Annotated in this window: 23 protein-coding genes; 12 read left to right on the top strand and 11 right to left on the bottom strand. The window is 68.2% G+C overall.

The features are described from left to right. Window positions 1-4 precede the first annotated feature (4 nt). From A5745_RS09960 to A5745_RS09935, 6 genes are all read left to right on the top strand, one after another. Window positions 5-1,570 (top strand): alpha/beta hydrolase, encoded by a 1,566-nt coding sequence (locus A5745_RS09960; protein ID WP_139329533.1) that lies wholly within the window; start codon window positions 5-7, stop codon window positions 1,568-1,570. Window positions 1,571-1,674: 104 nt separating this feature from the next. Further along, window positions 1,675-3,015, top strand: a complete 1,341-nt coding sequence (glnA, locus tag A5745_RS09955) for a type I glutamate--ammonia ligase (protein WP_076062263.1) — start codon at window positions 1,675-1,677, stop codon at window positions 3,013-3,015. A gap of 51 nt (window positions 3,016-3,066) precedes the next feature. Continuing rightward, window positions 3,067-6,075 carry a bifunctional [glutamine synthetase] adenylyltransferase/[glutamine synthetase]-adenylyl-L-tyrosine phosphorylase gene (locus A5745_RS09950; protein WP_076115918.1) on the top strand — a complete coding sequence of 1,003 codons (3,009 nt, stop codon included), beginning with the start codon at window positions 3,067-3,069 and terminating at the stop codon, window positions 6,073-6,075. Next, the gene (locus tag A5745_RS09945; RefSeq protein WP_076115917.1) at window positions 6,072-6,725 is read left to right on the top strand and encodes a PaaI family thioesterase; all 654 of its coding nucleotides are present in this window, start codon (window positions 6,072-6,074) and stop codon (window positions 6,723-6,725) included. Before A5745_RS09950 ends, A5745_RS09945 begins: the two co-directional genes overlap by 4 nt. Then, on the top strand, window positions 6,722-7,582 hold the full coding sequence (locus A5745_RS09940) for a TIGR03619 family F420-dependent LLM class oxidoreductase (protein WP_076062267.1): 861 nt from the start codon (window positions 6,722-6,724) through the stop codon (window positions 7,580-7,582). Before A5745_RS09945 ends, A5745_RS09940 begins: the two co-directional genes overlap by 4 nt. Window positions 7,583-7,615: 33 nt before the next feature. Then, the gene (locus A5745_RS09935; RefSeq protein WP_076062269.1) at window positions 7,616-7,834 is read left to right on the top strand and encodes a hypothetical protein; all 219 of its coding nucleotides are present in this window, start codon (window positions 7,616-7,618) and stop codon (window positions 7,832-7,834) included. 27 nt (window positions 7,835-7,861) lie between these two features. On the opposite strand, the gene A5745_RS25035 is transcribed toward A5745_RS09935, so the two are convergent. After that, window positions 7,862-7,999, bottom strand: a complete 138-nt coding sequence (locus A5745_RS25035) for a hypothetical protein (protein ID WP_254848539.1) — start codon at window positions 7,997-7,999, stop codon at window positions 7,862-7,864. A 7-nt stretch (window positions 8,000-8,006) separates the two neighbouring features. Between A5745_RS25035 and A5745_RS09930 the strand changes: the two genes are divergently transcribed. The 4 genes from A5745_RS09930 (at window position 8,007) to A5745_RS09915 (ending at window position 10,947) form a co-directional block, all read left to right on the top strand. Beyond that, the gene (locus A5745_RS09930) at window positions 8,007-8,378 is read left to right on the top strand and encodes a hypothetical protein (protein ID WP_254848538.1); all 372 of its coding nucleotides are present in this window, start codon (window positions 8,007-8,009) and stop codon (window positions 8,376-8,378) included. A gap of 180 nt (window positions 8,379-8,558) precedes the next feature. Beyond that, window positions 8,559-9,827, top strand: coding sequence for a hypothetical protein (locus tag A5745_RS09925; protein WP_175879800.1), 1,269 nt, complete (start codon window positions 8,559-8,561; stop codon window positions 9,825-9,827). Between the two features lie 19 nt (window positions 9,828-9,846). Further along, the gene (locus A5745_RS09920) at window positions 9,847-10,704 is read left to right on the top strand and encodes a phytanoyl-CoA dioxygenase family protein (protein ID WP_076115915.1); all 858 of its coding nucleotides are present in this window, start codon (window positions 9,847-9,849) and stop codon (window positions 10,702-10,704) included. 24 nt (window positions 10,705-10,728) lie between these two features. Next, window positions 10,729-10,947 (top strand): hypothetical protein, encoded by a 219-nt coding sequence (locus A5745_RS09915; protein ID WP_139329532.1) that lies wholly within the window; start codon window positions 10,729-10,731, stop codon window positions 10,945-10,947. 16 nt (window positions 10,948-10,963) lie between these two features. Here the strand turns inward: A5745_RS09915 and A5745_RS24315 are convergent, their stop codons facing one another. Beyond that, complete coding sequence (locus tag A5745_RS24315; protein ID WP_240563053.1) at window positions 10,964-11,338, bottom strand: hypothetical protein; 375 nt, start codon at window positions 11,336-11,338, stop codon at window positions 10,964-10,966. 175 nt (window positions 11,339-11,513) lie between these two features. Beyond that, window positions 11,514-12,950, bottom strand: a complete 1,437-nt coding sequence (glnA, locus tag A5745_RS09905) for a type I glutamate--ammonia ligase (RefSeq protein WP_076062279.1) — start codon at window positions 12,948-12,950, stop codon at window positions 11,514-11,516. Window positions 12,951-13,176: 226 nt separating this feature from the next. Between glnA (A5745_RS09905) and A5745_RS09900 the strand changes: the two genes are divergently transcribed. After that, window positions 13,177-13,602 (top strand): RDD family protein, encoded by a 426-nt coding sequence (locus A5745_RS09900; protein ID WP_076062281.1) that lies wholly within the window; start codon window positions 13,177-13,179, stop codon window positions 13,600-13,602. 10 nt (window positions 13,603-13,612) lie between these two features. Here A5745_RS09900 and A5745_RS09895 read toward each other — a convergent pair whose 3' ends face one another. The 5 genes from A5745_RS09895 to sucB form a co-directional block, all read right to left on the bottom strand. After that, window positions 13,613-14,365 carry a DUF4191 domain-containing protein gene (locus tag A5745_RS09895; RefSeq protein WP_076115913.1) on the bottom strand — a complete coding sequence of 251 codons (753 nt, stop codon included), beginning with the start codon at window positions 14,363-14,365 and terminating at the stop codon, window positions 13,613-13,615. A 31-nt stretch (window positions 14,366-14,396) separates the two neighbouring features. Continuing rightward, window positions 14,397-15,350 carry a lipoyl synthase gene (gene lipA / locus A5745_RS09890; RefSeq protein ID WP_076115912.1) on the bottom strand — a complete coding sequence of 318 codons (954 nt, stop codon included), beginning with the start codon at window positions 15,348-15,350 and terminating at the stop codon, window positions 14,397-14,399. Beyond that, window positions 15,350-16,054: a lipoyl(octanoyl) transferase LipB gene (gene lipB, locus A5745_RS09885; RefSeq protein ID WP_076115911.1), complete on the bottom strand. Its 705-nt coding sequence runs from the start codon at window positions 16,052-16,054 to the stop codon at window positions 15,350-15,352. The genes lipA and lipB overlap by 1 nt, the downstream gene beginning before the upstream one ends. Window positions 16,055-16,115: 61 nt before the next feature. Next, window positions 16,116-17,039 carry a TIGR01777 family oxidoreductase gene (locus A5745_RS09880; RefSeq protein WP_076062287.1) on the bottom strand — a complete coding sequence of 308 codons (924 nt, stop codon included), beginning with the start codon at window positions 17,037-17,039 and terminating at the stop codon, window positions 16,116-16,118. 4 nt (window positions 17,040-17,043) lie between these two features. After that, window positions 17,044-18,855, bottom strand: a complete 1,812-nt coding sequence (gene sucB / locus A5745_RS09875) for a 2-oxoglutarate dehydrogenase, E2 component, dihydrolipoamide succinyltransferase (protein WP_076115910.1) — start codon at window positions 18,853-18,855, stop codon at window positions 17,044-17,046. A 207-nt stretch (window positions 18,856-19,062) separates the two neighbouring features. Between sucB and A5745_RS09870 the strand changes: the two genes are divergently transcribed. Beyond that, a complete protein-coding gene (locus tag A5745_RS09870; RefSeq protein ID WP_076115909.1) occupies window positions 19,063-20,841 on the top strand; it encodes an SDR family oxidoreductase in 1,779 nt (592 codons plus the stop codon). A gap of 7 nt (window positions 20,842-20,848) precedes the next feature. On the opposite strand, the gene A5745_RS09865 is transcribed toward A5745_RS09870, so the two are convergent. From A5745_RS09865 to A5745_RS09855, 3 genes are all read right to left on the bottom strand, one after another. Beyond that, window positions 20,849-21,193 carry an aminopeptidase gene (locus tag A5745_RS09865; RefSeq protein WP_076062292.1) on the bottom strand — a complete coding sequence of 115 codons (345 nt, stop codon included), beginning with the start codon at window positions 21,191-21,193 and terminating at the stop codon, window positions 20,849-20,851. Window positions 21,194-21,383: 190 nt separating this feature from the next. Further along, window positions 21,384-22,919 carry a leucyl aminopeptidase gene (locus tag A5745_RS09860; protein WP_076115908.1) on the bottom strand — a complete coding sequence of 512 codons (1,536 nt, stop codon included), beginning with the start codon at window positions 22,917-22,919 and terminating at the stop codon, window positions 21,384-21,386. An 11-nt stretch (window positions 22,920-22,930) separates the two neighbouring features. Further along, a complete protein-coding gene (locus A5745_RS09855) occupies window positions 22,931-24,055 on the bottom strand; it encodes an adenylate/guanylate cyclase domain-containing protein (protein ID WP_076062296.1) in 1,125 nt (374 codons plus the stop codon). Between the last annotated feature and the right edge of the window lie 12 nt (window positions 24,056-24,067).

Here is a 24,067-nt window from a genome sequence, read left to right as displayed (position 1 = left end):
AACGATGACAGCCATGTCGCGCCGCAGACCATTGAGCTCGGCGCTGTTGTCGATGGGGCTGCTGGTCGCGGGGCAATCCGCGCTGCCGCTGGCCGGCGCGACTCCGGAACCCGGTGCGGGACAGACCCCGAGCCCGGCTCCGCCACCGGTCGCCGCGGCGCCGCAGAACTGGGGCGGCTGCGAGCAATTCGACGTCGACAGCAGCGATCTCCCCACCGCCAAGTGCACGACCGTGTCGGTCCCGGTCGACTACGCCAATCCCGGTGGGGCGCAAGCGAAGCTGGCGGTGATCCGGGTGCCCGCGACGGGCCAGCGGATCGGATCGCTGTTGATCAATCCCGGCGGACCGGGCGCGTCCGCGGTGGACATGGTCGCGGCGATGGCATCCGACCTACAAGGCACCGACATCAGGCGCGATTTCGACCTGGTGGGGTTTGACCCTCGAGGGGTGGGTCACTCAACCCCGGCGCTGCGCTGCCGCACCGATGCCGAGTTCGACGCGTTCCGGACCGAACCGATGGTCGACTACAGCCCGGCCGGTGTGGCGCACATCGAACAGCTCAACCGGCAGTTGGCCCAGCAGTGCGTGACCCGGATGGGCAACGGTTTCCTGGCCAACATCGGCACCGCGTCCGTGGCTCGCGACATGGACATGGTTCGGCATGCGCTGGGTGAGAATCAGATCAACTACCTCGGCTACAGCTACGGCACCGAACTCGGCACCGCATACCTCGAGAAATTCGGTGACCACGTGCGCACGATGGTGCTCGACGGCGCCATCGACCCGACCGTCGGGCCGGTCCAGGAGAACGTCAACCAAATGGCGGGATTCCAAACCGCTTTCAACGACTACGCCGCGGACTGCGCCCGTTCGAAAGCCTGCCCCTTGGGCACCGACCCGGCCCAATTCGTGAACCGGTATCACGCGCTGGTCGATCCGCTGGTCGCCAAGCCCGGGCATACGTCGGATCCGCGCGGCCTGAGCTACGCCGACGCGACCACCGGCACCATCAACGCGCTGTACACCCCGCAGCACTGGAAGTACCTCACCAGCGGTCTGCTCGGGCTGCAGCACGGCACCGACGCGGACGACCTGCTGGCCCTCGCCGACGATTATGAAGGCCGTGATAAAAACGGCCACTACAACAACGACCAGGACGTGTTCAACGCTGTCCGATGCGTCGACGCGCCGACGCCGACGGACGCCGCGAGCTGGGTGTCCGCCGACCAGCAGATCCGTCAGGCCGCCCCGTTCCTGAGCTACGGGCAGTTCACTGGCAACGCCCCCCGGGATCTGTGCGCGCTGTGGCCGGTGCCCGCGACGTCGATGCCGCACAGCGCGGCGCGGGTAGGGCCGGGCAAGGTCGTCGTGGTCTCGACCACCCACGACCCCGCCACGCCGTATCAGGCCGGGGTAAATCTCGCCAGCCAGCTGGGCGCCCCGCTGATCACGTACGACGGAACCCAGCACACCGCGGTCTTCAACGGCGACCAGTGTGTCGATACCGCGGTGACGCGCTATTTCGTTGCGGGGACGGCCCCGCCCCCAACGCTGCGGTGCAAGCCCTAAGGCCGGCTCCCAGCCGACCCACAGCCCCCCGTCTGAGCGGTCCGCAATGGTTCTGAGCGGGCATCGGTAACACGGATTTAACAGCTGTTGCCTACTGTCGGGGTATGGATCGACAGAAGGAATTCGTCCTCCGCACGCTGGAGGAACGGGACATCCGCTTTGTGCGGCTCTGGTTCACCGACGTGCTCGGCTACCTGAAGTCGGTCGCCATCGCCCCAGCAGAACTCGAGGGCGCGTTCGAGGAGGGCATCGGCTTCGACGGATCGTCGATCGAGGGCTTCTCGCGTGTTTCGGAATCCGACACCGTGGCCAACCCGGATCCGTCGACCTTCCAGGTGCTGCCCTGGGCCACCCCCTCCGGCCATCACCACTCGGCGCGGATGTTCTGCGACATCACGATGCCCGACGGTTCGCCGTCCTGGGCCGACCCGCGGCACGTGCTGCGGCGCCAGTTGCAGAAGGCCAACGATCTGGGCTTCTCCTGCTACGTGCACCCCGAGATCGAGTTCTTCCTGCTCGAGCCGGGCCCCAACGACGGGTCGCGGCCCATCCCCGTCGACAACGCCGGCTACTTCGACCAGGCGGTGCACGACTCCGCGTCCAACTTCCGCCGGGAAGCCATCGACGCCCTCGAATTCATGGGCATCTCGGTGGAGTTCAGCCACCACGAAGGGGCGCCCGGCCAGCAGGAGATCGACCTGCGCTTCGCCGATGCGCTCTCGATGGCCGACAACGTCATGACATTTCGCTACGTCATCAAGGAAGTCGCGATCGAAAACGGTGCGCGGGCCTCGTTCATGCCCAAGCCTTTCGCGGAACACCCCGGCTCGGCCATGCACACCCACATGAGCCTGTTCGAGGGCGACGTCAACGCCTTCCACAGCGCCGACGATCCCCTGCAGCTGTCGGACGTGGGCAAGTCGTTCATCGCCGGAATTCTCGAGCACGCCTCTGAGATCAGCGCGGTCACCAACCAATGGGTCAACTCCTACAAGCGGCTGGTGGTCGGCGGTGAGGCGCCGACCGCCGCGTCCTGGGGCGCGGCCAACCGGTCGGCCCTGGTGCGGGTGCCGATGTACACGCCGCACAAGACGTCGTCGCGACGGGTCGAAGTGCGCAGCCCCGACTCGGCGTGCAACCCGTACCTGACATTCGCCGTGCTGCTGGCCGCCGGGCTGCGCGGGGTGGAGAAGGGCTACGTGCTGGGACCGCAGGCGGAGGACAACGTATGGGACCTCACGCCCGAGGAACGCCGCGCGATGGGCTACCGTGAGCTGCCCACCAGCCTCGACAGCGCCCTTAAAAGCATGGAGGCCTCCGAACTCGTCGCGGAAGCGTTGGGAGAGCACGTGTTTGACTTCTTCCTGCGCAACAAGCGCACGGAGTGGGCGAACTACCGCAGCCACGTCACGCCGTACGAGCTGAGCACCTACCTGTCGCTGTAGGCCACCGGGTCGCCCGGTCGGTCCGAACGATCGGCGGCTTGCGCTACCGTCTTGATCGTGACCAAACCCGCGACGCAGCGCCCGCGGCTGCCCAGCGTCGGACGGCTCGGGTTGGTCGATCCCGCCGCGGGTGAGCGGCTGGAGCGGCTCGGCTGGTACGACCACGACGACCAGGCGCACATCGACCGGTTGTGGGCGTTGTCACGCGCACCGGACCCCGACGCCGCACTGCGCGCGCTTGTCCGAATATCGGAGCACCCCGAGGCCGGTTGGGACGAGCTCTGCGCCGCGCTGCTCACCGAGCGACCGCTGCGCGGGCGCCTGTTCGCCGTCCTCGGTTCGTCGCTGGCCCTCGGGGATCACCTCGCCATCCATCCGCAGTCCTGGAAACTGCTGCGGGGCACCGCGAAACTGCCGACTCGCGACGAGCTGCGGCGCGCGTTCACCGAATGCGCCGACGAGGCGTTGGCGGGACCCGGTTCTGCGCCGGGTTCGGCGATCCCGCCATTGCGCACCCTCTACCGCGATCAGCTGCTGCTGCTGGCGGCGCTCGACGTGGCCGCGACCGTCGAAGACGAGCCGGTGCTGCCGTTCCCCGTCGTCGGCGCACAGCTGTCCGACCTCGCCGACGCGGCGCTGGCGGCCGCCCTGCGGGTGGCCGAGGCAACCGTGTGCGGCGAGCGCACGCCACCGCGGCTGAGCGTCATCGCGATGGGCAAATGCGGTGCCCGCGAACTGAACTACGTCAGCGACGTCGACGTCATCTTCGTCGCCGAGCAGGCGGACACGCTCAGCACCCGGGTGGCCGGCGAGATGATGCGGGTGGCCTCCGACGCGTTCTTCACCGTCGACGCGGGGCTGCGGCCCGAAGGCCGCAGCGGTGAACTGGTCCGCACCGTCGAGTCGCACCTCGCCTACTACCAGCGGTGGGCGAAGACCTGGGAGTTCCAGGCGCTGCTGAAAGCCCGCGCCGCGGTCGGCGACGCCGAACTGGCCGAGCGCTACCTGACCGCGCTGACGCCCATGGTCTGGGTCGCCTGCGATCGCGAGGATTTCGTGGTCGAAGTGCAGGCGATGCGGCGCCGGGTGGAGGAGCTGGTGCCCTCCGATGTCCGCGCCCGCGAGATCAAGCTCGGCAGCGGCGGATTGCGCGACGTGGAGTTCGCCGTCCAGCTGCTGCAGCTGGTGCACGGCCGCAACGACGAATCGCTGCGCGTGGCGTCCACGGTCGACGCCTTGGCCGCGCTGGGCGACGGCGGCTACGTCGGGCGCGAGGACGCGGCGAACCTGACCGCGTCCTATGAATTTCTGCGGCTGCTCGAGCACCGGCTGCAGCTGCAGCGGCTCAAGCGCACCCATCTGCTGCCCGAGGTCGACGACGAGGAGGCGGTGCGCTGGCTGGCCCGCGCGGCGCACATCCGCCCGGACGGCCGCCACGACGCCGCGGGGGTGCTGCGCGAGGAGCTCAAGCATCAGAACCTGCGGGTGTCGCAGCTGCACGCCAAGCTCTTCTATCAGCCGCTGCTCGAGTCGGTCGGGCCCGGCGGCGTGGAGATCTCGCACGGCATGACGCCCGAGGCCGCGGAGCGGCAGCTGGCCGCGCTGGGCTACGAGGGACCGCAGACCGCGCTGAAGCACATGTCGGCGTTGGTCAACCAGAGTGGGCGGCGCGGCCGGGTGCAGTCGGTGCTGTTGCCCCGGCTGCTGAACTGGATGTCGTACGCGCCCGACCCCGACGGAGGGCTGCTGGCGTACCGGCGCCTGTCCGACGCGCTGGCCGCCGAAACCTGGTATTTGTCCACCCTGCGCGATAAGCCCGCGGTCGCCAGGCGGCTCATGCATGTGCTGGGGACCTCCGCGTATGTGCCGGACCTGTTGATGCGTGCGCCGCGGGTGATCCAGGACTACGGCGACGGGCCGGCCGGCCCGAAGCTGCTCGAGACCGATGCCGACACGGTGGCCCGCGCGCTGGTCGCCTCGGCGGCGCGGCACTCCGACCCGGTGCGGGCGATCGCCGCCGCGCGTTCGCTGCGGCGCCGGGAATTGGCCCGCATCGGTTCCGCGGACCTGCTCGGCCTGCTCGATGTCATCGACGTGTGCAAAGGACTCACCTCGGTATGGGTGGCCGTGCTGCAGGCCGCGTTGGACGCGATGATCAAGGCCAACCTCCCCGACGACGGCTCCCAAAAAGGAAAAGCCCCGGCGGCCATCGCGGTCATCGGGATGGGCCGGCTGGGCGGCGCCGAGCTGGGTTACGGGTCGGACGCCGACGTGATGTTCGTCTGCGAGCCGGCCGGCGGTGTCGAGGATTCCGAGGCCGTGAAATGGTCGACGTCGGTCGCCGAGCAGATCCGGGCGCTGCTGGGGACCCCCAGCGTCGACCCGCCGCTGGAAGTCGATGCCAACCTGCGGCCCGAGGGACGCAACGGCGCGCTGGTCCGCACGTTGGCGTCGTATGCCGCCTACTACGAGCAGTGGGCGCAGCCGTGGGAGATCCAGGCGCTGCTTCGCGCGCACGCCGTCGCCGGTGACGCGGACCTGGGCCAGCGCTTCCTGCTGATGGCCGACCGGACGCGGTATCCGTCCGACGGGGTGTCGGCCGAGGCGGTGCGCGAGATCCGCCGGATCAAAGCACGGGTGGACTCCGAGCGGCTGCCGCGCGGCGCCGATCCCAACACGCACACCAAGCTGGGCCGCGGGGGACTGGCCGACATCGAATGGACCGTGCAGCTGCTGCAACTGCAGCACGCGCACGAGGTTCCCGCCCTGCACAACACCTCGACGCTGGAATCCCTGGACGCCGCCGCCGCGGCCGATCTGATGCCCGAGGAAGACGTGGAGCTGCTGCGCCACGCCTGGCTGACCGCGACCCGGGCCCGCAACGCGCTGGTGCTGGTCCGCGGCAAGCCCACAGACCAGTTGCCGGGACCCGGACGCCAGCTCAACGCGGTCGCTGTCGCCGCGGGCTGGGGAACCGAAGACGGCAGTGAATTCCTGGACAACTACCTGAGGGTGACGAGGCGCGCAAAAGCCGTGGTACGCAAGGTGTTCGGGAGTTGAGCGACGCCGGCGCGTTCGGGGCCAACTTCGACGCCGTGTTCGAAGTGCTCAGCGCGGCCGAGGCCGACCGGGTGACGTCCCTGTACGCGCCGCTGGCCGACGCCGTGCGTGAACTCGTCGATGCCACCATTCGGACCGAGGCCGACGACGACGTCGTCGCCAGTGCCCGGACCGCGATCGAGGCCGTCACCCGGACGCTGCTGCAACGGACCCGGCCGGTCGGAGTGAGCTACCGCGTCGAGGATCGCCCGCTGCCGTTGGGCAACGCCGCGATCGGCGTGTGCAACCCGATCGCCCCGCCCATCGTCGTCCGTCACGACGGCAACGGGCGCTGCTGGAGCGAGTTCACCCTCGGGTCCGCATACGAGGGTCCGCCCGGGCGGGTGCACGGTGGCGTCAGCGCCCTGGTGCTCGATCACATGCTCGGCGAGGCGGCCAGCGACGGATTGTCCAAGGCGCGTTTCACCGGGACCATCACCGTCAAATACCTGCGCGGCACTCCGCTGGGACCGCTGCGCTGCGACGCGTGGATCGACCGCAGCGAGGGCGTCAAAGTCTTTGCGCGCGGCACCATTTCGGACGCGGACGGGGTAACCGTGGAGGCCGAAGGCATCTTCATCGAACCAGCCTGGGCACGGGGAACCGAATGAAGTTCTATATCAGCAGTGCCTTCTTGAACACCCGCGAGATCGTCGAGATCGCCAAGGCCGCCGACGAACTCGGCTATGACGGCATCGGCATCCCCGACCACGTCGTCAACCTGGAGACCCTGGAGACCCCGTACCCCTACACCAAAGACGGGCAACGGCGATGGCAGCCCTTCACCGACTGGCCCGATCCATGGGTCCTGGTCGGCGCGCTGGCGCAGGTCACCAAGCGGCTGCGGTTCGTCACCACCGTGTACATCCCCGCGATGCGCAATCCGTACTCCGCGGCGAAAGCCATTGGCACGGCCGCGGTTTTGGCCTCGGGACGGGTGGAGCTCGGCATCGGGGTCGGCTGGTGCAAAGAGGAATTCGCTTTGATGGGTGAGCAGTTCGGCGCCCGGGGCAAACGCACCGACGAAATCATCGATCTGATGCGGGCGCTGTGGCAGCCGGGCTGGACGGAGTTCGGGGGTCAGTTCTACCCGACGCCGCGGCTGGAGATGCAGCCCACGCCGCCGCCGATACCGGTCTACGTCGGCGGGCTCAGCGAGGCGGCATTGCGCCGCGCCGCTCGCAACGACGGCTGGATCGGGGACCTGATCAAGACCGATCGCGCCATCGAGGCGGTGGGCCGGCTGCGCGAACTGCGCGTCGAAAACGGCTTGTCCCTCGACGATTTCACCATCCTGACGCCGCTGACCGACGCATTCACCACCGCCGACTACCAGCGCGCCGCCGAGGCCGGTATCACCGGCATCATCACCATGCCGTGGATGTTTTACACCGGTCCCGACGCGGCCCTGGCCGACAAGATCGACGGGATGCAACGGTTCCGTAAGGATTTGGCGCTGGACGGCTAGACGCGAAGTTTCGACCACGCCATACTCGGACCCATGTCATTCACGGTGGTGTTCAAAAACGGTGTGCCGCGGGACTATGGCGTGTTCGACAGCTTCGAGATCACCGACGCGGGCGTGTTACTGATCCGAATGCAGCGCCAGGATGTCAGCAGGCACTATGTAGCTCCCGGTGGTTGGCTAGAGGTCGTCGAGATGGCCGAAGGACAGCCCGTCAAGATGTCACGCGGGATAATGGGCTGCCAAAACCCCTAATTACTTTGCCCCACAACATAGTTCGCGTCATCCAAGGACGATCGGAGGGATCATGAAATACCGAACCGGTGTCGCGGCGATCGCCATGGGTTTGGCCTTGGCCGGGTGCAGCAGTTCGCCGAATTCCAGCACGGCCACGACTACGACGGCGTCCAAGACGGCCACGGCCTCCGTGTCACAAGCGACGACGACCGCCAGCACGGGCGGGGACCTGAAATCGCTGATCCCCACACCAGCCAACGCCACGAGGACCGACGGTCCCGACTCGATACACGACAACGGCATCCATCTGCATTTCTTCGTCAACGGATCGCCGAAGGATGTGATGAGTGTGTACAAGGCTGCGCTCGAAGGCATGCAATGGTCAGTGTCCGTCCAGAGTGCAGGTGGCAGCGGCGGAGGCGGCGGCGCGACCATCACCGGCATCAACGGCAACGCCTACGGCGTGTTCGCCGGTGGCGGCTACGGCGGCACGACCGACGTCGACGCCTGCGCATGGCCATCACAGCCCACCAACACCGACTGCGGCCGCGGCGGCCGATGAACTGACGAGACGGCGTCCCGTTCGAATCCTCGGGGGCATTGCGGCGTGGTCCAGCTCAATTCCGGAAAACAAAAGTGCGACACTGGTTGAAGTAGCGGTAAAACCGCCGCTACCCGTCCGCACCACAACTCTCGGTGGTAGCAGCCCTCCCAGCCGGTGCGGTTCCCGGAAGGTCACACGATGAAAGCACTCGGGATTGCGGTGGCAGCCGTCTTGGCGTTCGCCCCGTTCTCGGTGATAGCCACCGCGCCAGGTGTGGCGCAGGCGGCGCCGTGTGCCGGCGCCGGGGCGGACCCCGGACGCTGCCAGTACTGCCAGTTTCTGGTTGGCGCTTACCACACGTCGAACGGGGGCGTGTGCAGCGAAGACCCGCCGCCCCGCCCGGCCCAGGCGCCGCCGAGCAGGGTGCCGGTACCGCTTCCGGCGGCCCCGGCGCCCCCCGTGCCGGTGAATGTGCCGCCGGTGCCTACCCCGGAGGTCGTTCCGCCCAGCCCGGCGCCCCCGACCACAGCAGCCGTCCAGACCCCGAAGATCCCGCCCAACACCGGCGTGCCGGGAGGCGCGGCGGTGGTGACACCGCCAAAGGGTCTGGAGGCGTCGCCGCAGGCGATCGCCGCCGCCAAGGACGCCCCGGCGACCAGGGTCAATCCCGGCACCGCGCACCAGATGCAACAGCTGGTGGACTTCAACCGCCAGGTGCAAAACGTGGTCAACGCCCACGGCGGCAACGTTGATGTCGTCAAGGCCGACAACCAGACGCTGGCCCGCCCGCGGCACTGGGACTACCTCGACTACGACACCTACCATCGCCCGAGCCTGTACAACCCGCTCAACCAGGCGATGACCTTCCGCTTCACTTACAACGGCGCCGCCCGGGAGGCGTACGTGCCAGCCGGCGGCCGCGTCGTGCTCGACGTCGCCACCGCGGGCCTGTTCCCGTTCACCGCGGTCGGCGACAGCTATGTGGCGTCGGGCAGTTTCTACGGCGGGGCGTGGATACCACCGGACGGCTGGGGCGGTCCGCCGCCGCCGAGCTACACGCCACCCGCGCCGGAGGTGTACCAGGACGTCTCGGTGGCTGTCCCCGCCGCCGCCCAGACCGTGCAGGTCGGCCAGGTGGTGCTGGTCGGGCACGACCCCAGCCAATCCGCGGGCAGCCAGGACACCTTCCTGCTCGACGACACCACGTTGGCCTGGGGTCAAATCAACGATCCCGGCAGCAGCGCCCAGATCAAGGTGACCAAGACGCAGTCACTGCCCGGCGTCGGTCCCACCGACAACGGCAGCTACCTGGTGGCGTTGACCTCTCAACACGACGCACCCGCCCAGCCCAGCGAGCCCTGGTGGCCCATTCCGCTTCGGTTCGGGGGCTTCGCGTTGGTCGTGGGCCTCGTCGCCTGGGTGATCAACCGCCGCAGGCGCAGCGCGGAGCCGACCGCGGGCCCCTAGGAACGAAGGGCCAGGACCGATGAACCTCGACGACGACTCCGTGACCACGCTGGAGGATCTCAGGGGAGATCTCGCGCAACGGTACAAGCGGACACCAACCGGCGGGAGCACGGTCGACGGGTCGCTTGCCGAGGCCGACATGGCGGCACTCGAGCGCGACGGCTACGTCATCTGGGAGAACCTGCTCAGTGCCGAGGAGTGCGCACAGATCCGCGAGGTCGTGCGGCCGTGGCTCAGGCACACCGGACGCAACTCGTTCGAGGGCCGTCGCACCCAGCGCATCTACAGCGTGCTGAGCAGGACCCGGGTGTGCGATCGCCTCGTCGATCATCCCCGGGTACTCGCCGTGCTCGACCGGCTGCTGATGCCCAACTATCTACTTTCGGCGTTGCAGGCCATCAACATTCAGCCCGGCGAGGCCGCGCAGCTGGCTCACCATGACGACGGCTTCTACCCGATCCCGCGGCCACGGGCACCGCTGGCGGCGGCAACGATTTGGGCGATCGACGATTTCACCGCCGACAACGGCGCCACGGTCCTATACCCCGGCAGCCACCGCTGGGGCAAGCGCCGGCCCGGCCCGGGCGATCACGCGCTACCGGTCGTCATGCCCTCCGGCTCGTGCGTCTTCTTCGTGGGCACCCTGTGGCACGGCGGGGGAGCCAATAACAGTGATCGGGAGCGCCTTGCGGTCACCGCGCAGTACTGCCAACCGTGGCTGCGGCCAATGGAAGCCTTCACGCTGTCCATATCGCGCGATATCGCTCGCAACGTCTCCGATGACCTCCGCCGCATGCTGGGCTACAGCATCCACCCGCCGTTCGTCGGCGCGGTCGACGGCCTGCACCCACTGCGGCTGTTGGAACCGGACCCGTAGGGCCCGTGAGAAAAAGGAAAAACCATGAAGAGGGCAATATTGACCGTGTTGGCGGGAGCAGCCGTAGCGCTGGCGCCCGTCGGCATTCCGCCGGCACAAGCACACGCCGGCGACGACCCCTGTGCCGGCATCACCAATCCCGCTGCCTACCAGGATTGCATCAGCGATTACATCACCAGACGCGAGCAGACCCAGTGCGATGCGAGCTCCAATCACGGACAGCTGGGCCAACTTTGCGGCTGACACCGCTACCGCTAGATCACGGACACCAAGGGGGGATTGGGCAGAATTTGAGGCCGGGTGGTGCCGGCGGCGGTGGCGGCGGACTGTCGCCCTCGAAAATGTTTTGAGCAACATTTCCCTGCCCAGGCGTGACATACCAGTAGGTGTGGCAGACGTTGTTGTCCCAAATGACTGGGTTGACGCGCTGATTTCCGGTGTGCACCGGCGCCATCCCGGGGCACCAGCGGCATGGCCCCGCGGGATGGTCATCGGGGCAGCCCGGCCAGGCGTGGTTATCCAGCGGCACGGGACCGGGCTGGGCCTGGGCGGTTCCGGCGCTCATCGCCACCACGCCCGCGACGCCGCCCCACAGCAGCGCCGCGGTCGATAAGCCGACGATCGTTCGCTTCACTAACCTGGGATTAATCTCCGAGCCGGCATTCATGGTGGTCCCTTTGCTTCCCTTCGGCCCGTAGTCGGACTCGAAGCAAGTGGACACCGCCCGCGCTGCTACCGATCCCAAGTTCTCGCGGACCCCTGACCCGTGGCTGGGCCGCGGGTCAGGGGTTTCGCGGATTTACACGTCTCTAGACGTCGAAGTACAGCGAGAATTCGTAGGGGTGCGGCCGGATCTGGACCGGCAGGATCTCGTTCTCGCGCTTGAAGCTGATCCACGTCTCGATCAGGTCGGGCGTGAAAACCCCTCCCTCGGTGAGGTATTCGTGGTCCTCTTCCAGCCGGTCGATCACCGCGGACAGCTGCGTGGGCGCCTGCGGGATGTTGGCGGCCTCTTCGGGCGGCAGCTCGTAGAGGTCCTTGTCGACCGGGGCCTGCGGCTCGATCTTGTTCTTGATGCCGTCCAGGCCGGCCATCAGCATCGCCGAGAACGCCAGGTACGGGTTGCCCGACGAGTCGGGGCAACGGAATTCCAGCCGCTTGGCCTTCGGGTTGCTGCCGGTGATGGGTATGCGGACACACGCCGAACGGTTGCGCTGGCTGTACACCAGGTTGATCGGCGCCTCGAAGCCCGGAACCAGCCGCTTGTAGGAGTTCACCGTCGGGTTGGTGAACGCCAGCAGCGAGGGCGCGTGGTGCAGCAGTCCACCGATGTAGTGGCGTGCGGTGTCCGACAGACCGGCGTAGCCCGTCTCGTCGTACATCAGCGGGCTGCCGTCCTTCCACAGCGACTGGTGCGTGTGCATGCCCGAGCCGTTGTCGCCGAACAGCGGCTTCGGCATGAAGGTGACTGTCTTGCCCGCCTGCCACGCGGTGTTCTTGACGATGTACTTGTACAGCTGCATGTCGTCGGCCGCATGCAGCAGGGTGTTGAACTTGTAGTTGATCTCGGCCTGGCCGCCGCTACCCACCTCGTGGTGGCCCTTCTCCAGGCTGAAGCCCGACGCGATCAGGTTGTGCAGCATCCGGCTGCGCAGGTCGACGTAGTGGTCGACGGGGGCAACGGGGAAGTACCCACCCTTGGGGCGGACCTTGTAACCGCGGTTGGGGCTCCCGTCGGTTTCGTTGGGAGCGCCGGTGTTCCACCACCCCGAGATCGCGTCCACCTCGTAGAAGGAGCCATTGGTGCGCGAGTCGAAGCTCACCGAGTCGAAGATGTAGAACTCCGCCTCCGCGCCGAAGTACGCGGTGTCGGCGACGCCGGTACTGATCAGGTAGTTCTCCGCCTTACGCGCGATGTTGCGGGGGTCGCGCGAGTAGGGCTCGAGGGTGAACGGGTCGTGGACGAAGAAGTTGAGGTTCAGCGTCTTGGCTTCGGTGAACAGGTCGATGCGCGCGGTCGCCGGATCGGGGAGGAGCAGCATGTCGGATTCGTGGATCGACTGGAAGCCGCGAATCGACGAGCCGTCGAAGGCCAAACCATCCTCGAAGACGCTCTCGTCGAAGAACGAAATCGGAATCGTGAAGTGCTGCATGATGCCGGGCAGGTCACAGAACCGGACGTCGACAAATTCGACGTCCTCGTCCTTGGCGAGTTTGAAGACGTCGTCGGGCGTCTTTTCCGTCACTGAATGCTCCTTTACCTTGGTAATCCGCGGCCTGACGCTATGGAGACGATATTGCCCACCCGTCAACCACGTGTTGCACGGAGGTTACGTGACCACGCGTCCCACGACAGAAAGCGGAGCACAGGTCGGGTTCTATTGTGGGGCCCATGGACCGCAAGATCGTAACTGGTCTCGCCCCGCGGCGCAGCGTCGGGCCGTCCTCTTTTCGGACCGAGACGGCCGGCCGATGACGGCGGGGACACCGGGATCGCGCCCGGCCTATCCCGGCGAGGCGCTCGGGCTGCCCGAACGCGGGCCGGGATCGCTGGCGCCGATGGGACGTCGGCTGGTGGCGCTGCTCATCGACTGGCTGATCTCCTACGGCCTGGCGGCCCTGGCGATGGGTTTCGGTGTCATCTCCAAGGAGATGTTGGCGACGTCGGTGCTGGTCGTTTGGTTGGTGCTCGGCGTCGTCGCAGTCCGCCTGTTCGGTTTCACACCGGGGCAGTTGGTGCTGGGGCTGGGCGTGGTGGCTCTCGACGGCCGGCTGGGGCTGGGCCGGCTGGTGGCGCGGGGGCTCCTGGTCGGGTTGGTGGTCCCGCCGTTGTTCACCGACTGGGACGGCCGCGGGCTGCAGGATCGGGTGACCGGCACGGCCGTCGTGCGGCGCTGAAACCGCAGGGCTATTTGCGGCGCACGGTGCGCTGCACGCCGCGCATCTTGCCGGCGTTCGGCAGCGGCCCCTTCGGCATGACGGCGGCACCGGCACGCGTTCCCAGCGCCGCCAACCGCGACTCCAGGTTGTCCATCTGCTTGACCGTGATGTTGGCCGGAAGCCGGGTCAGGTGGCGCTCCAGCTTGCCCAGCGGAATCTCGCCCTCGCCGGTGCCGACGATGATGTCGTAGATCGGCACGTCGCCGACCAGTCGAGCGGTGCGCTTTTTCTCCTGGGCCACGAGCGGTTTGACCCGGGCCGCCGCGCCCTCGCCGACCAAGATGACGCCGGGCCGGCCGAGAACCCGGTGCACGGCATCGAAGTGACCCGTCGCGGCAACACCCGGGGTTACCCGCCACTTGCCGCGCAGATTGTCCAGCACCCACGCCGCGGCGCCGGTTTGACCTTCGGCTTTGCGGTAGATCGATCGCTGCGCGCGGCGGCTGAAGATGATGAAGGTGACCAAACCGCCCAGCACCACGCCGAGCAGGATGAGGCTGATCATGGTGAATCCGCCGACCAGGATGCCAGCCGCCACCGAGGCGCCCACGATCAGCACGAACGCGCCGATCATGTACGGCAGCAGGCGCTTGTCCTCCCGGCGCTGAATGTTGAACGCCTGCCACAACTGGGTGCGGCGCTCCCGCGCGGCCGCTTTGCGCGCGGCCTGCGCCTGCGCCCTGGCGGCCTTGTTCTCGGCGGCAGTGCGGGGTTTAGCCATAGTCACCAAGGATACGTACGTGCGGAGTCGGCTAGCGTGCCGAGGCGCCCGAGGCCCGGGTGCGTGCGGCCTGCTCGTAGAGGCGGCCTGCCCGGTACGACGACCGCACCAGCGGCCCGGCCAGCACCCCGGAGAATCCCAACCCGTCGGCGTGCCCCGCGAACTCGACGAACTCCTCGGGCCGCACCCAGCGCTCGACCGGATGGTGACGCGTCGACGGCCGCAGGTACTGGGTGATGGTGACGATGTCGCAGCCGGCTTCACGCAGGTCGGCCAGGGCGGTGCGCACTTCGTCGGGCGTTTCGCCGAGGCCGAGGATGAGGTTGCTCTTGGTGACCAGGCCCGCGTCGCGCGCCGCGGTGAGCACCGAAAGGCTGCGCTGGTAGGTGAAGGCGGGCCGAATCCGTTTGAAGATCCGGGGCACGGTTTCGACGTTGTGCGCCAACACTTCTGGGCGCGACTCGAAGACCTCCGCGAGTCGCGCGGGCTCGCCGTTGAAGTCCGGGATCAACAGCTCGACGCCGGTCGACGGGTTCAATTCCTTGATGGCGCGCACGGTTTCGGCGTACAGCCACGCCCCGCCGTCGTCCAGGTCGTCGCGGGCGACGCCGGTGACGGTGGCGTAGCGCAGCCCCATGGTGCGCACGCTTTCGGCGACGCGGCGGGGCTCGTCGCGGTCCAGCGGCGCGGGTTTTCCGGTGTCGATCTGGCAGAAGTCGCACCGGCGCGTGCACTGGTCACCGCCGATCAGGAAGGTGGCCTCGCGGTCCTCCCAGCATTCGAAGATGTTGGGGCAGCCGGCCTCTTCGCAGACCGTGTGCAGGCCCTCCCGCCGGACCAGGCTCTTCAGCTCGGTGTACTCGGGTCCCATCCGGGCCCGGGTCTTGATCCACGGCGGTTTGCGCTCGATCGGGGTCTGCGCGTTGCGCACTTCGAGGCGCAGCAACTTGCGCCCTTCGGGCGCCACAGACTTAGGCGAGCTCACTATGTCGATGCTACGCGGGCGGGGGTTGGTCGCCAGGTAAGGGCGAGGCGTCCGTCCAGCGCGTGGCAGACGGCTTCGGCGACCGCGGCCCGGACGTCGTCGACGGTGACCGTGCGGCCGAGTTCGGCGGACAGCGACGTCACGCCGGCATCGCTGATGCCGCACGGCACGATGGCCTTGAACGCGTTGAGATCGCAGTCGCAGTTGAGCGCGAAGCCGTGCAGGGTGGTCGCACGCGCCACCCGCACCCCGATGGCGGCGACCTTGCGCGCGGGCCGGCCGGCGCCGGCGGGTACCCACACCCCAGACCTGCCCTCGATTCGGCTCGTGTCCAGACCGAGGTTGCCGCACACCATGATGAGCGATTCCTCAAGGCGCCGAACGTAATTGACGACGTCGAGCGGTTCGGCCAGCCTGATGATCGGGTAGCCGACCAACTGTCCCGGGCCGTGCCAGGTGATCTTGCCGCCGCGGTCGGTGTCTATGACATCTGCGACGCGAGCGTCGCTGACCGGCCGTTCGTGCGGCTCGGTCCGGCGCCCGGCGGTGTAGACCGACGGGTGCTCGAGCAGCAGCAGCGTGTCCGGGCCCCCGGCGACCCTGGCGTCGGCCAGGTCGCGCTGCAGCTGCCAGGCGGTGCGGTAGTCGACCGTGCCCAGCTGGCGGACGTCGATCGCGGTCGGCGTCGACCGGATGGAATCCATCACGCTCGTGACGGTACTCGGGCCTGGTGCGGTTTGCGACGCGACGGTCGGGTGATGTGGCTCAATCGCGCTCACGCCGGGCGGTGGCGTAGCCGAGCGCTTCGCCGATGGTGTTGTGATGGAACTGGAAACCGGCGCGCTCCAGCACGGCGGGGATGGCCCGCTGACCGATCAGCAGTCCCTCGTCGGCGAATTCGCCGAGCGCGGCCCGCACCGCGAAACCGGGCAACAGCAACGGCGTTGGACGGTTGACCGCGCGGCCGAAGGCGGTGGTGAATTCGGCGTTGGTGACGGGCGCCGGCCCGGTCATGTTCACCGGGCCGGACAGGGTTGGGTTTGAGATCGCGAACAGCAGCGCCCGCACCTCGTCCTCGAGACTGATCCACGACATGTATTGGCGGCCGCTACCCAGCCGGGCGCCGAGCCCGGCCGAGAACAGTGGCCGCATCCGGCGCAGCGCACCGCCCGCGCGGGCCAGCACCAGGCCGGTGCGGGCCAGCACAACCCGGACGCCGCCGTATTGGGCCGGCAGCGTGGCGGCTTCCCAGTCTTCGCACAGCTGGGCCAGGAAACCCGTTCCGGCACGGTCGTTTTCGTCGACCACTCGGTCCTTGGTGTCGCCGTAGAAACCGACCGCGCTGGCATTGACCAGCGTTTCGACCCCGGCGTCGACGACCGCGTTGGCCAGCACCTCGGTGGGGGCGATCCGGCTGTCGCGCAAGCTCTGCTTGAAGGCGCCCGACCACCGGCGCTGGCCGACGTTGACGCCGCAGAGGTTGACGACCGCGTCGACGTCGGTCAGCGCGTCGACATCGAACTCGCCGCTTTCCGGATTCCAGTGCAGTTCTTCGGAATTCGCCGGTGTGCGGCGCACGATGCGCAGCACCGTGTGATCGGCCGCGCGCAGCGCCGCCGCCAGGGCCGAGCCGATCAGGCCGGACGACCCCGCTATCGCGATGACGGCGTGATGACCAGCTCGGGACACGTCGTCACAACCCGAGGTCTGCCTCGAACGCTCCCTCTTCGAGCCGGTGTTTGATCGTGGTGAGGAAACGTCCGGCGTCCGCGCCGTCGATCAGCCGGTGGTCATAGGTCAACGGGAGATAGCACACCGAGCGCACGCCGATCGACTCGTTGCCGCTTTCGTCGACGACCACGCGCGGGCGTTTGACGATGGCGCCGGTGCCCAGCATGGCCGCCTGCGGCGGGACCAGGATCGGGGTGTCGAACAAGGCTCCCTGGCTGCCGATGTTGGTGATCGTGAAGGTGCCACCGGACAACTCGTCGGGTTTCAGGTTGCTCGACCGGGCGCGGGCGGCGATGTCGGCGATTGCCCGCGCCAGCCCGGCCAGCGACAGGTCACCGGCGTTGTGGATCACGGGGGAGAGCAGGCCCTGATCGGTGTCGACGGCGAAGCCCAGGTGCTCGGCGTCGTAGTAGGTGATCTCCTTGGTGTCCTCGTTGTAGCTGGCGTTGATGTTGGGGTGAATCTTCAGCGCATCGATCACGGCCTTGGCGATGAACGGCAGGAACGTCAGGTTCACGCCCTCGCGCTCGGCGAACGCGGCCTTGGCCCTGGCCCGCAACCCGACGATCCTGGTCATGTCGACCTCGTGGGTCTGGGTGAGTTGCGCTGTGGCCTGCAGGGATTCGCGGGTCTTGGCCGCGGTGAGCTGACGGATCCGGCTGGCCTTTTGCGTGGTGCCGCGCAGGTGTGCCAGCGCGGGCGCCGGAGTGGGCGCGGCGGGTGCGGACGGGGCGGCGGCGGGGGCCGCCGCGGCCGGGGCGGGCGCCTTCTGCGCCTCTTCCTTCTTCTCGGCGGCGGCCAGCACGTCCTGCTTGCGGATGCGCCCGCCCACGCCGGTGCCCGTGACCTCGGCGAGGTCGATGTTGTTCTCGCTGGCCAGTTTTCGTACCAGCGGGGTGACGTACGGGACGCCGTCGGTTGAGGTCTCCGCCGCCGGCCGCTGGGGAGCGGCGGGCTCGGCTTTCGGCGGCGGCGCAGGTTGGGGCTTGGGCTCCGGTGCGGGGGTCGGCTTGGCGGCGGGTTCGGGCTTCGGTTCGGGTTTCGGCTCGGGCTCGGGCTTGGGTTCGGGTTGGGGAGCGGGAGCGGGAGCCGCCGGGGCGCGATCCTCGGTCCCGACGCCGATCCGCGCCAACTCGCCGCCCACCGGGACCGTGGCGTCCTCGTCGGCGGTGATGCTGACCAACACGCCGGCCACCGGCGACGGGATCTCCGTGTCCACCTTGTCGGTGGACACTTCCACCAGCGGCTCGTCCACCTGCACGGAATCGCCGACCTTCTTCAGCCACCGAGTCACGGTGCCCTCGGTCACCGACTCGCCGAGCTCGGGCATCAGTACCGGCTGCCCGTCACCCGAGTCGCCGCTGGGCGCTTTGGGAGCCGCCGCCGCGGGTTCGGGTTCCGGCTGGGCCTGGGGTTCCGGCTCGGCCTGCGGCTCGGGTTGGCTGGGCGCTTCGGGTTCTGCTTGGGCTTCGGGTTCTGCTTCGGCTTCGGGTTGGGCCTCGGGCTGGGTTTCGGGCTGGCCCTGGGTTTGCTCGCCGGCGTCGCCGATCACCGCCAGGTCGCCGCCAACCTCGACGGTGTCGTCCTCCTGGGCAATGATCTTGGTCAGCACACCCGCGGCGGGCGACGGGATTTCGGTGTCGACCTTGTCGGTCGACACCTCGACCAGCGGCTCGTCGAGCTCGACCGTATCGCCTTCCTGCTTGAGCCAGCGCGTGACCGTTCCCTCGGTGACGCTCTCACCGAGGGCCGGCATCTGCACGGAGAAGGCCATCTCTATTGACTCCTCGATCGGTTGTCGGCGCAGGTCGACATCTGGCTTACCACACCGCGGTGTAGGCGGCGTGGAGGCCAAGTTTCGAAACTATCCTGTCATTGCTCCCGCACCGGCACACATCCAGGGCGGACCGCGCTCGGCGCCAGGTCAGCCCCGGCCCGCTTGCTACGGTGTGGCCACTGCCAGTAAGAGCGGGGAGGTCCGATGCCGGCAATTCAACAGGTACCCCAGCGGTTCGTCGACAGCGCGGACGGCGCACGCATCGCGGTCTACGAAGAAGGCAACCCCGACGGGCCGCCCGTCGTGCTGGTGCACGGCTTTCCCGACTCGCATGTGCTGTGGGACGGCGTCGTCCCGCACCTGGCCGAGCGCTTCCGGGTCATCCGCTACGACAACCGCGGAGTCGGGCTGTCGTCGGTGCCCAAGCCGGTTTCGGCGTACACCATGGACCGGTTCGCCGACGACTTCGCCGCGGTGACCGGTGAGCTGAGCCCCGGCAGCCCGGTCCACGTGCTGGCCCACGACTGGGGATCGGTGGGGGTGTGGGAGTACTTGAAACGACCCGGTGCCGGTGATCGGGTCGCTTCGTTCACCTCGGTGTCGGGTCCGAGCCATGAGCAATTGGTCGACTACATCTTCAGCGGCCTGCGGCGACCGTGGCGGCCGCGCAGGTTTGCGCGCGCGATCAGCCAAACGTTGCGCTTCAGCTACATGGTGTTTCTTTCGATCCCGGTGCTGGCGCCGTTGTTCCTGCGGCTGACGATGTCGGTCCCCGCGCTGCGGCGCAACGTGGTCGACAACATCCCCGACGAGCTGATCCACCATTCCGAGAACCTGGCCCGCGACGCCTCCCAGTCGGTTAAAACGTATCCCGCCAACTACTTTCGCTCGTTTGCCAAACGCCGCGAGGCCATCCACATCGTCGACGTACCGGTGCAGCTGATCGTCAACACCCAGGACAAGTACGTGCGGCCCTACTCCTACGACGAGACCGCGCGCTGGGTGCCACGGCTGTGGCGACGCGACATCAAGGCCGGTCACTTTTCACCGATGTCGCACCCACAGGTGATGGCCGCCGCGGTGCATGACTTCGCCGACCTGGCCGAGGGCAAGCAACCCAGCCGCGCGCTGCTGCGCGCCCAAGTCGGGCGTCCGCGCGAGTACTTCGGCGACATGCTGGTCGCGGTCACCGGCGCGGGCAGCGGCATTGGGCGCGAGACCGCCTTCGCCTTCGCGCGCGAGGGCGCCGAGGTGGTCGTCAGCGACATCGACGAGGCGGCCGTCAAGGAAACCGCGGCCCAGATCGCCTCGCGGGGCGGCGTCGCCCACCCCTACGTGCTCGACGTGTCCGACACCGAGGCGGTCGAGGCCTTCGCCGCGCGGGTCAGCGCCGACCACGGCGTGCCCGACATCGTGGTCAACAACGCCGGCATCGGGCAGGCGGGCAACTTCCTGGACACCCCGGCCGAGCAATTCGACCGGGTCCTGGACGTCAACCTCGGCGGCGTCGTGAACGGCTGCCGGTCGTTCGGGCGGCGCCTTGTCGAGCGCGGCACCGGCGGGCACATCGTTAACGTGTCGTCGATGGCCGCCTACGCACCGCTGCAGTCGCTGAGTGCTTATTGCACGTCCAAGGCCGCGAGTTACATGTTCTCCGACTGCCTGCGGGCCGAACTCGACGCCGCCGGTGTCGGCTTGACCACCATCTGCCCCGGGGTGATCGACACCAACATCATCAACACCACCCGGTTCGACGCGCCCGCCGGAAAGCAAGAGGAGGATGTCGACGGCCGGCGGGGCCAGCTGGGCAAGATGTTCGCGCTGCGCCACTACGGGCCTGACAAGGTCGCCAACGCAATCTTGTCATCGGTCAAGAAGAACAAACCGATCCGCCCCGTCGCACCGGAAGCCTATGCGCTCTACGGCATTTCGAGGGTACTGCCGCAGGCGCTGCGCAGCACCGCCCGGATGCGGGTGATCTAGACCGCGCTCACGGGCCGGTTGCCGCTCGAGGACCGCGTGATACCAGCAGCGCGCCGCCGATCCCGAGGATCCCGATAACCGCCAGCGGGATGGCCCACATCTGCCGACCGTGCACCGCCGAATTGCATTGCGCCACAAAGTCGGTGTGCGGGAGGACCTGGTTGAGGATCGGGATGTTCGCCCCGTTCTTGTCGTTGGCGTTGCGTGCCGCGGAGGAATCCGGGGCAATTCCGTTGCCGCATGAAATGGATGTGCCGCTGCTGTCAGACACCGACACCGGCACGAGCAGCCCGATGACACCGGCCAGCAAAAGCACGGCGCCCAGCGCCATGATCAACCGTCGCGCAGTCACAGTTTGCCTCCTGTCGAACACCGACCCGTGAGAGGGTTATCCGCTGCGCCGCATGGCTAAACAGAAATTTGCTCATCGGTTGCGCGACGCGGCCCAATTGCCTTCGGTGGCAACTATCACCGACCGTGGGTGCTATGGCCGTTTTCCGCTAGCCGTTTACCGCGAGCCCGTTTCAGCTAGCCGTTTTCTGCTAGCCACTTTCCGCTATGTCGGCCAGCACCGCGAACATCGTCCGGGTGGGAACGCCGGTGGCTCCCTTGGGCGTGTATCCCCATGGGCTGCCGGTGTTATAGGCCGGGCCGGCCACGTCGATGTGCGCCCAGGCCACTCCGTCCGCGACGAATTCGCGAAGGAACACGCCGGCCACCAGCATGCCGGCGAAGCGCTGCCCGCTGATGTTGGCAAGGTCGGCAACGGTGGACTTCAGGTCGTCTTTGAGCTCGTCGGGCAGCGGCATGGGCCAGCCGTTCTCCCCGACCCGCTGCGAGATCGCCGCGACCCGGTCGCGGAACTCGTCGCTGCCCATCACTCCGGGGATGCGTGCGCCCAGCGCCACGGTCTGGGCGCCGGTGAGGGTCGAGGTTTCGATCAGATAGTCGGGATTGTCCTCGCACGCGCGGACGATGGCGTCGGCCAGGATGAGCCGGCCCTCGGCGTCGGTGTTGAGCACCTCGACCGTCGTACCGCCGTATTGCGTCAACACGTCGCCGGGGCGCTGCGCGGTCGCCGACGGCATGTTCTCGGCCATCGGGACGGTCGCGATCACGTCGATCGGCAATTCGAGCTGCGCGGCCAGCGTGACGGTCGCGATGACCGCGGCCGCCCCGCCCATATCCGAGGTCATGTAATGCATCGACGCGGCAGGCTTGATCGAAATGCCGCCGGTGTCGAAGGTGACGCCCTTACCCACCAGCGCCACCTTCTTGGCCTGCTTCGGTTTTTTGGCCAGCCGCGAACCCCGGTGGATCAGCCGCACCAGCCGTGGCGGGCGCGACGAGCCCTGGCCGACGCCGATCACCCCGCCGTAGCCGCCCTTCTGCAACGCCTTGTCGTCGAGCACCTCGACCTCCAGGCCCGCGGACTCGCCCAAAGCCCTTGCGCGCTTGGCGAATTCGGCGGGGAAGAGGTGGCTCGGCGGGGTGTTGACCAGATCGCGGGCGGTCGCGACCGCGGTCGCGATGGCCGCGGCATGGGCCGCCTGGGATTTGGCGCCCTTGGCACTGGACAGCACGGTGATCTTGCGCAGGCCTTGGTCCTTCGGTGCGGTCTTGTCGCTGCGGAAAGCGGTGAATCGGTAGCTGCCCAGGATCAACCCCTCGACGGCTGCCTCCAGATCCAATTCGGTCAGCGTGGTGATTGCGGCCTCGGCGCTGTTCAGCGCGCGCGCCGCCGTGCCGGCCGCGCGCCGGATCGTGTCCGCGGGCCACTCCGATCGCGGCTTGCCCAGGCCGACCGTGAGCACGCTGGCCACCGGAAGCGACGGCACCACCAGGCGGTGCACCTGATCACTGCCGCCGGTGGCCTCGAGCGCCCGCAGGCCGGCCTCGATCTCGGCGATCGCGGCGGCGGACAGGAACGCCTCGGCGGCGGTAACGACGGCCCCCGGCCGGTCTTCGTCGCCGGTCGAGACGACCGGCACAACCAACACCGAAGAACCCGCGCCACGTTTCGGCAGCGATGTGGCGACCTGGACGGACGGGGATTGGTAACTCGGTTCGGTGGTCACGGGCAATCACCCTAGTCACCGGGACCGGGCCCGGGGCCGGCACCGCCCTTAGCGCGCAACTCGAAGGCGGTGACCGGCTCGTCAAAACCCTTGAGCGTCAGCGGAGGGTGGGCGACCGCGGGCCAATCCGGCAACTCGTCGTGCAGCGCCGAGTCGGCGAGGATCTGCCGGGGCGCCGCCGCGGCGACCAAGCGCGCGGCCAGGTTGACCGGGTTGCCGAAGTAGTCCCCGTTGGTGGCCAGCACGCTGCCGTAGGCAAGGCCGGCACGAACGTGCAGGCCCTCCTCGCGCGCCCGCGGATGCTCGACAAGATCGACCGCCGCCGTGACCAGCTGCTCGGGCGACGCGCTGACCCACATCACCTCGTCGCCAATGAACTTCACCAGCCGCCCGCCGTCGGCGTGCACCACGTCGGCGACGGTGCCGCCGAATTCGGTGAGTAGCAGCGACAATTGCGCCGGCGTGAGCGCTTGGGTCAACGCGGTGAAACCGGACAGATCCGCAAAACCGACGCCGCAGATCACGCTCGCCGACGTGCCGAGCAGGACGCCCTCGAAATACGTTCGGGCACTGATCAAGTGGTGACGGTGCACGACGTCGATCAGGGCGCCGATGCGGGGAATGAACTCGGCGACCGCGCGGTAGGCCTGCGCCGTGGCGAGCTCGTCGTGGGTGTAGTTCATCTGGATGTCCGGCGTCCCGGCGCGGATCATCGTCCCCTCGGCCTCCGCGAGGCGGGCCATCGCGGCGCCGAGCACCCGCAGCAGGCCGAACGCCCCGTCCTCGCCCACCACCGCCTTCAGCCCGACCCACGTCGATAGGGCGTCGACGTCGGCCTCGCTCAGCACCGGAACGTCAGGACCGGCGATGGTCAAACCGAGCAAACCCCACGCCTGCGCCACGTCGTCGGCCGACAAACCGAGCTTCTCGGCCGCGGCCTGCACGGTGTAGATGGGGCGTCCCGACCACGACAGGGCGTCACCGGCGAGCCCGAACAGCCTGCCGCGGCGCTCGGCCTCGACCATCTCCTCGACGCTGAAGCCCAGTCCATCGAGGTACTTGATCAGGTCGGTTCGCTCGCGCGGGTTTGCGATTCCGGCGGCCTCGAGCGCGTCGAAGTCCAGGTGATCGGACACCTACCCAAGTGT

This window comes from Mycobacterium sp. IS-2888 (assembly GCF_001954215.1).
In the GTDB taxonomy this organism is placed as follows: Bacteria; Actinomycetota; Actinomycetes; order Mycobacteriales; family Mycobacteriaceae; genus Mycobacterium.
Note: the sequence above shows the minus strand (reverse complement) of the source record. Positions and strands in the feature narration are given on the sequence as shown.

Coding starts and splice junctions, on each gene's coding strand:
- A5745_RS09960 (WP_139329533.1), top strand. CDS start 5: ATGACAGCCATGTCGCGCCGCAGACCATTGAGCTCGGCGCTGTTGTCG.
- glnA (WP_076062263.1), top strand. CDS start 1,675: ATGGATCGACAGAAGGAATTCGTCCTCCGCACGCTGGAGGAACGGGAC.
- A5745_RS09940 (WP_076062267.1), top strand. CDS start 6,722: ATGAAGTTCTATATCAGCAGTGCCTTCTTGAACACCCGCGAGATCGTC.
- A5745_RS09935 (WP_076062269.1), top strand. CDS start 7,616: ATGTCATTCACGGTGGTGTTCAAAAACGGTGTGCCGCGGGACTATGGC.
- A5745_RS09925 (WP_175879800.1), top strand. CDS start 8,559: ATGAAAGCACTCGGGATTGCGGTGGCAGCCGTCTTGGCGTTCGCCCCG.
- A5745_RS09920 (WP_076115915.1), top strand. CDS start 9,847: ATGAACCTCGACGACGACTCCGTGACCACGCTGGAGGATCTCAGGGGA.
- A5745_RS09915 (WP_139329532.1), top strand. CDS start 10,729: ATGAAGAGGGCAATATTGACCGTGTTGGCGGGAGCAGCCGTAGCGCTG.
- A5745_RS09900 (WP_076062281.1), top strand. CDS start 13,177: ATGACGGCGGGGACACCGGGATCGCGCCCGGCCTATCCCGGCGAGGCG.
- A5745_RS09895 (WP_076115913.1), bottom strand. CDS start 14,365: ATGGCTAAACCCCGCACTGCCGCCGAGAACAAGGCCGCCAGGGCGCAG.
- lipB (WP_076115911.1), bottom strand. CDS start 16,054: ATGGATTCCATCCGGTCGACGCCGACCGCGATCGACGTCCGCCAGCTG.
- sucB (WP_076115910.1), bottom strand. CDS start 18,855: ATGGCCTTCTCCGTGCAGATGCCGGCCCTCGGTGAGAGCGTCACCGAG.
- A5745_RS09870 (WP_076115909.1), top strand. CDS start 19,063: ATGCCGGCAATTCAACAGGTACCCCAGCGGTTCGTCGACAGCGCGGAC.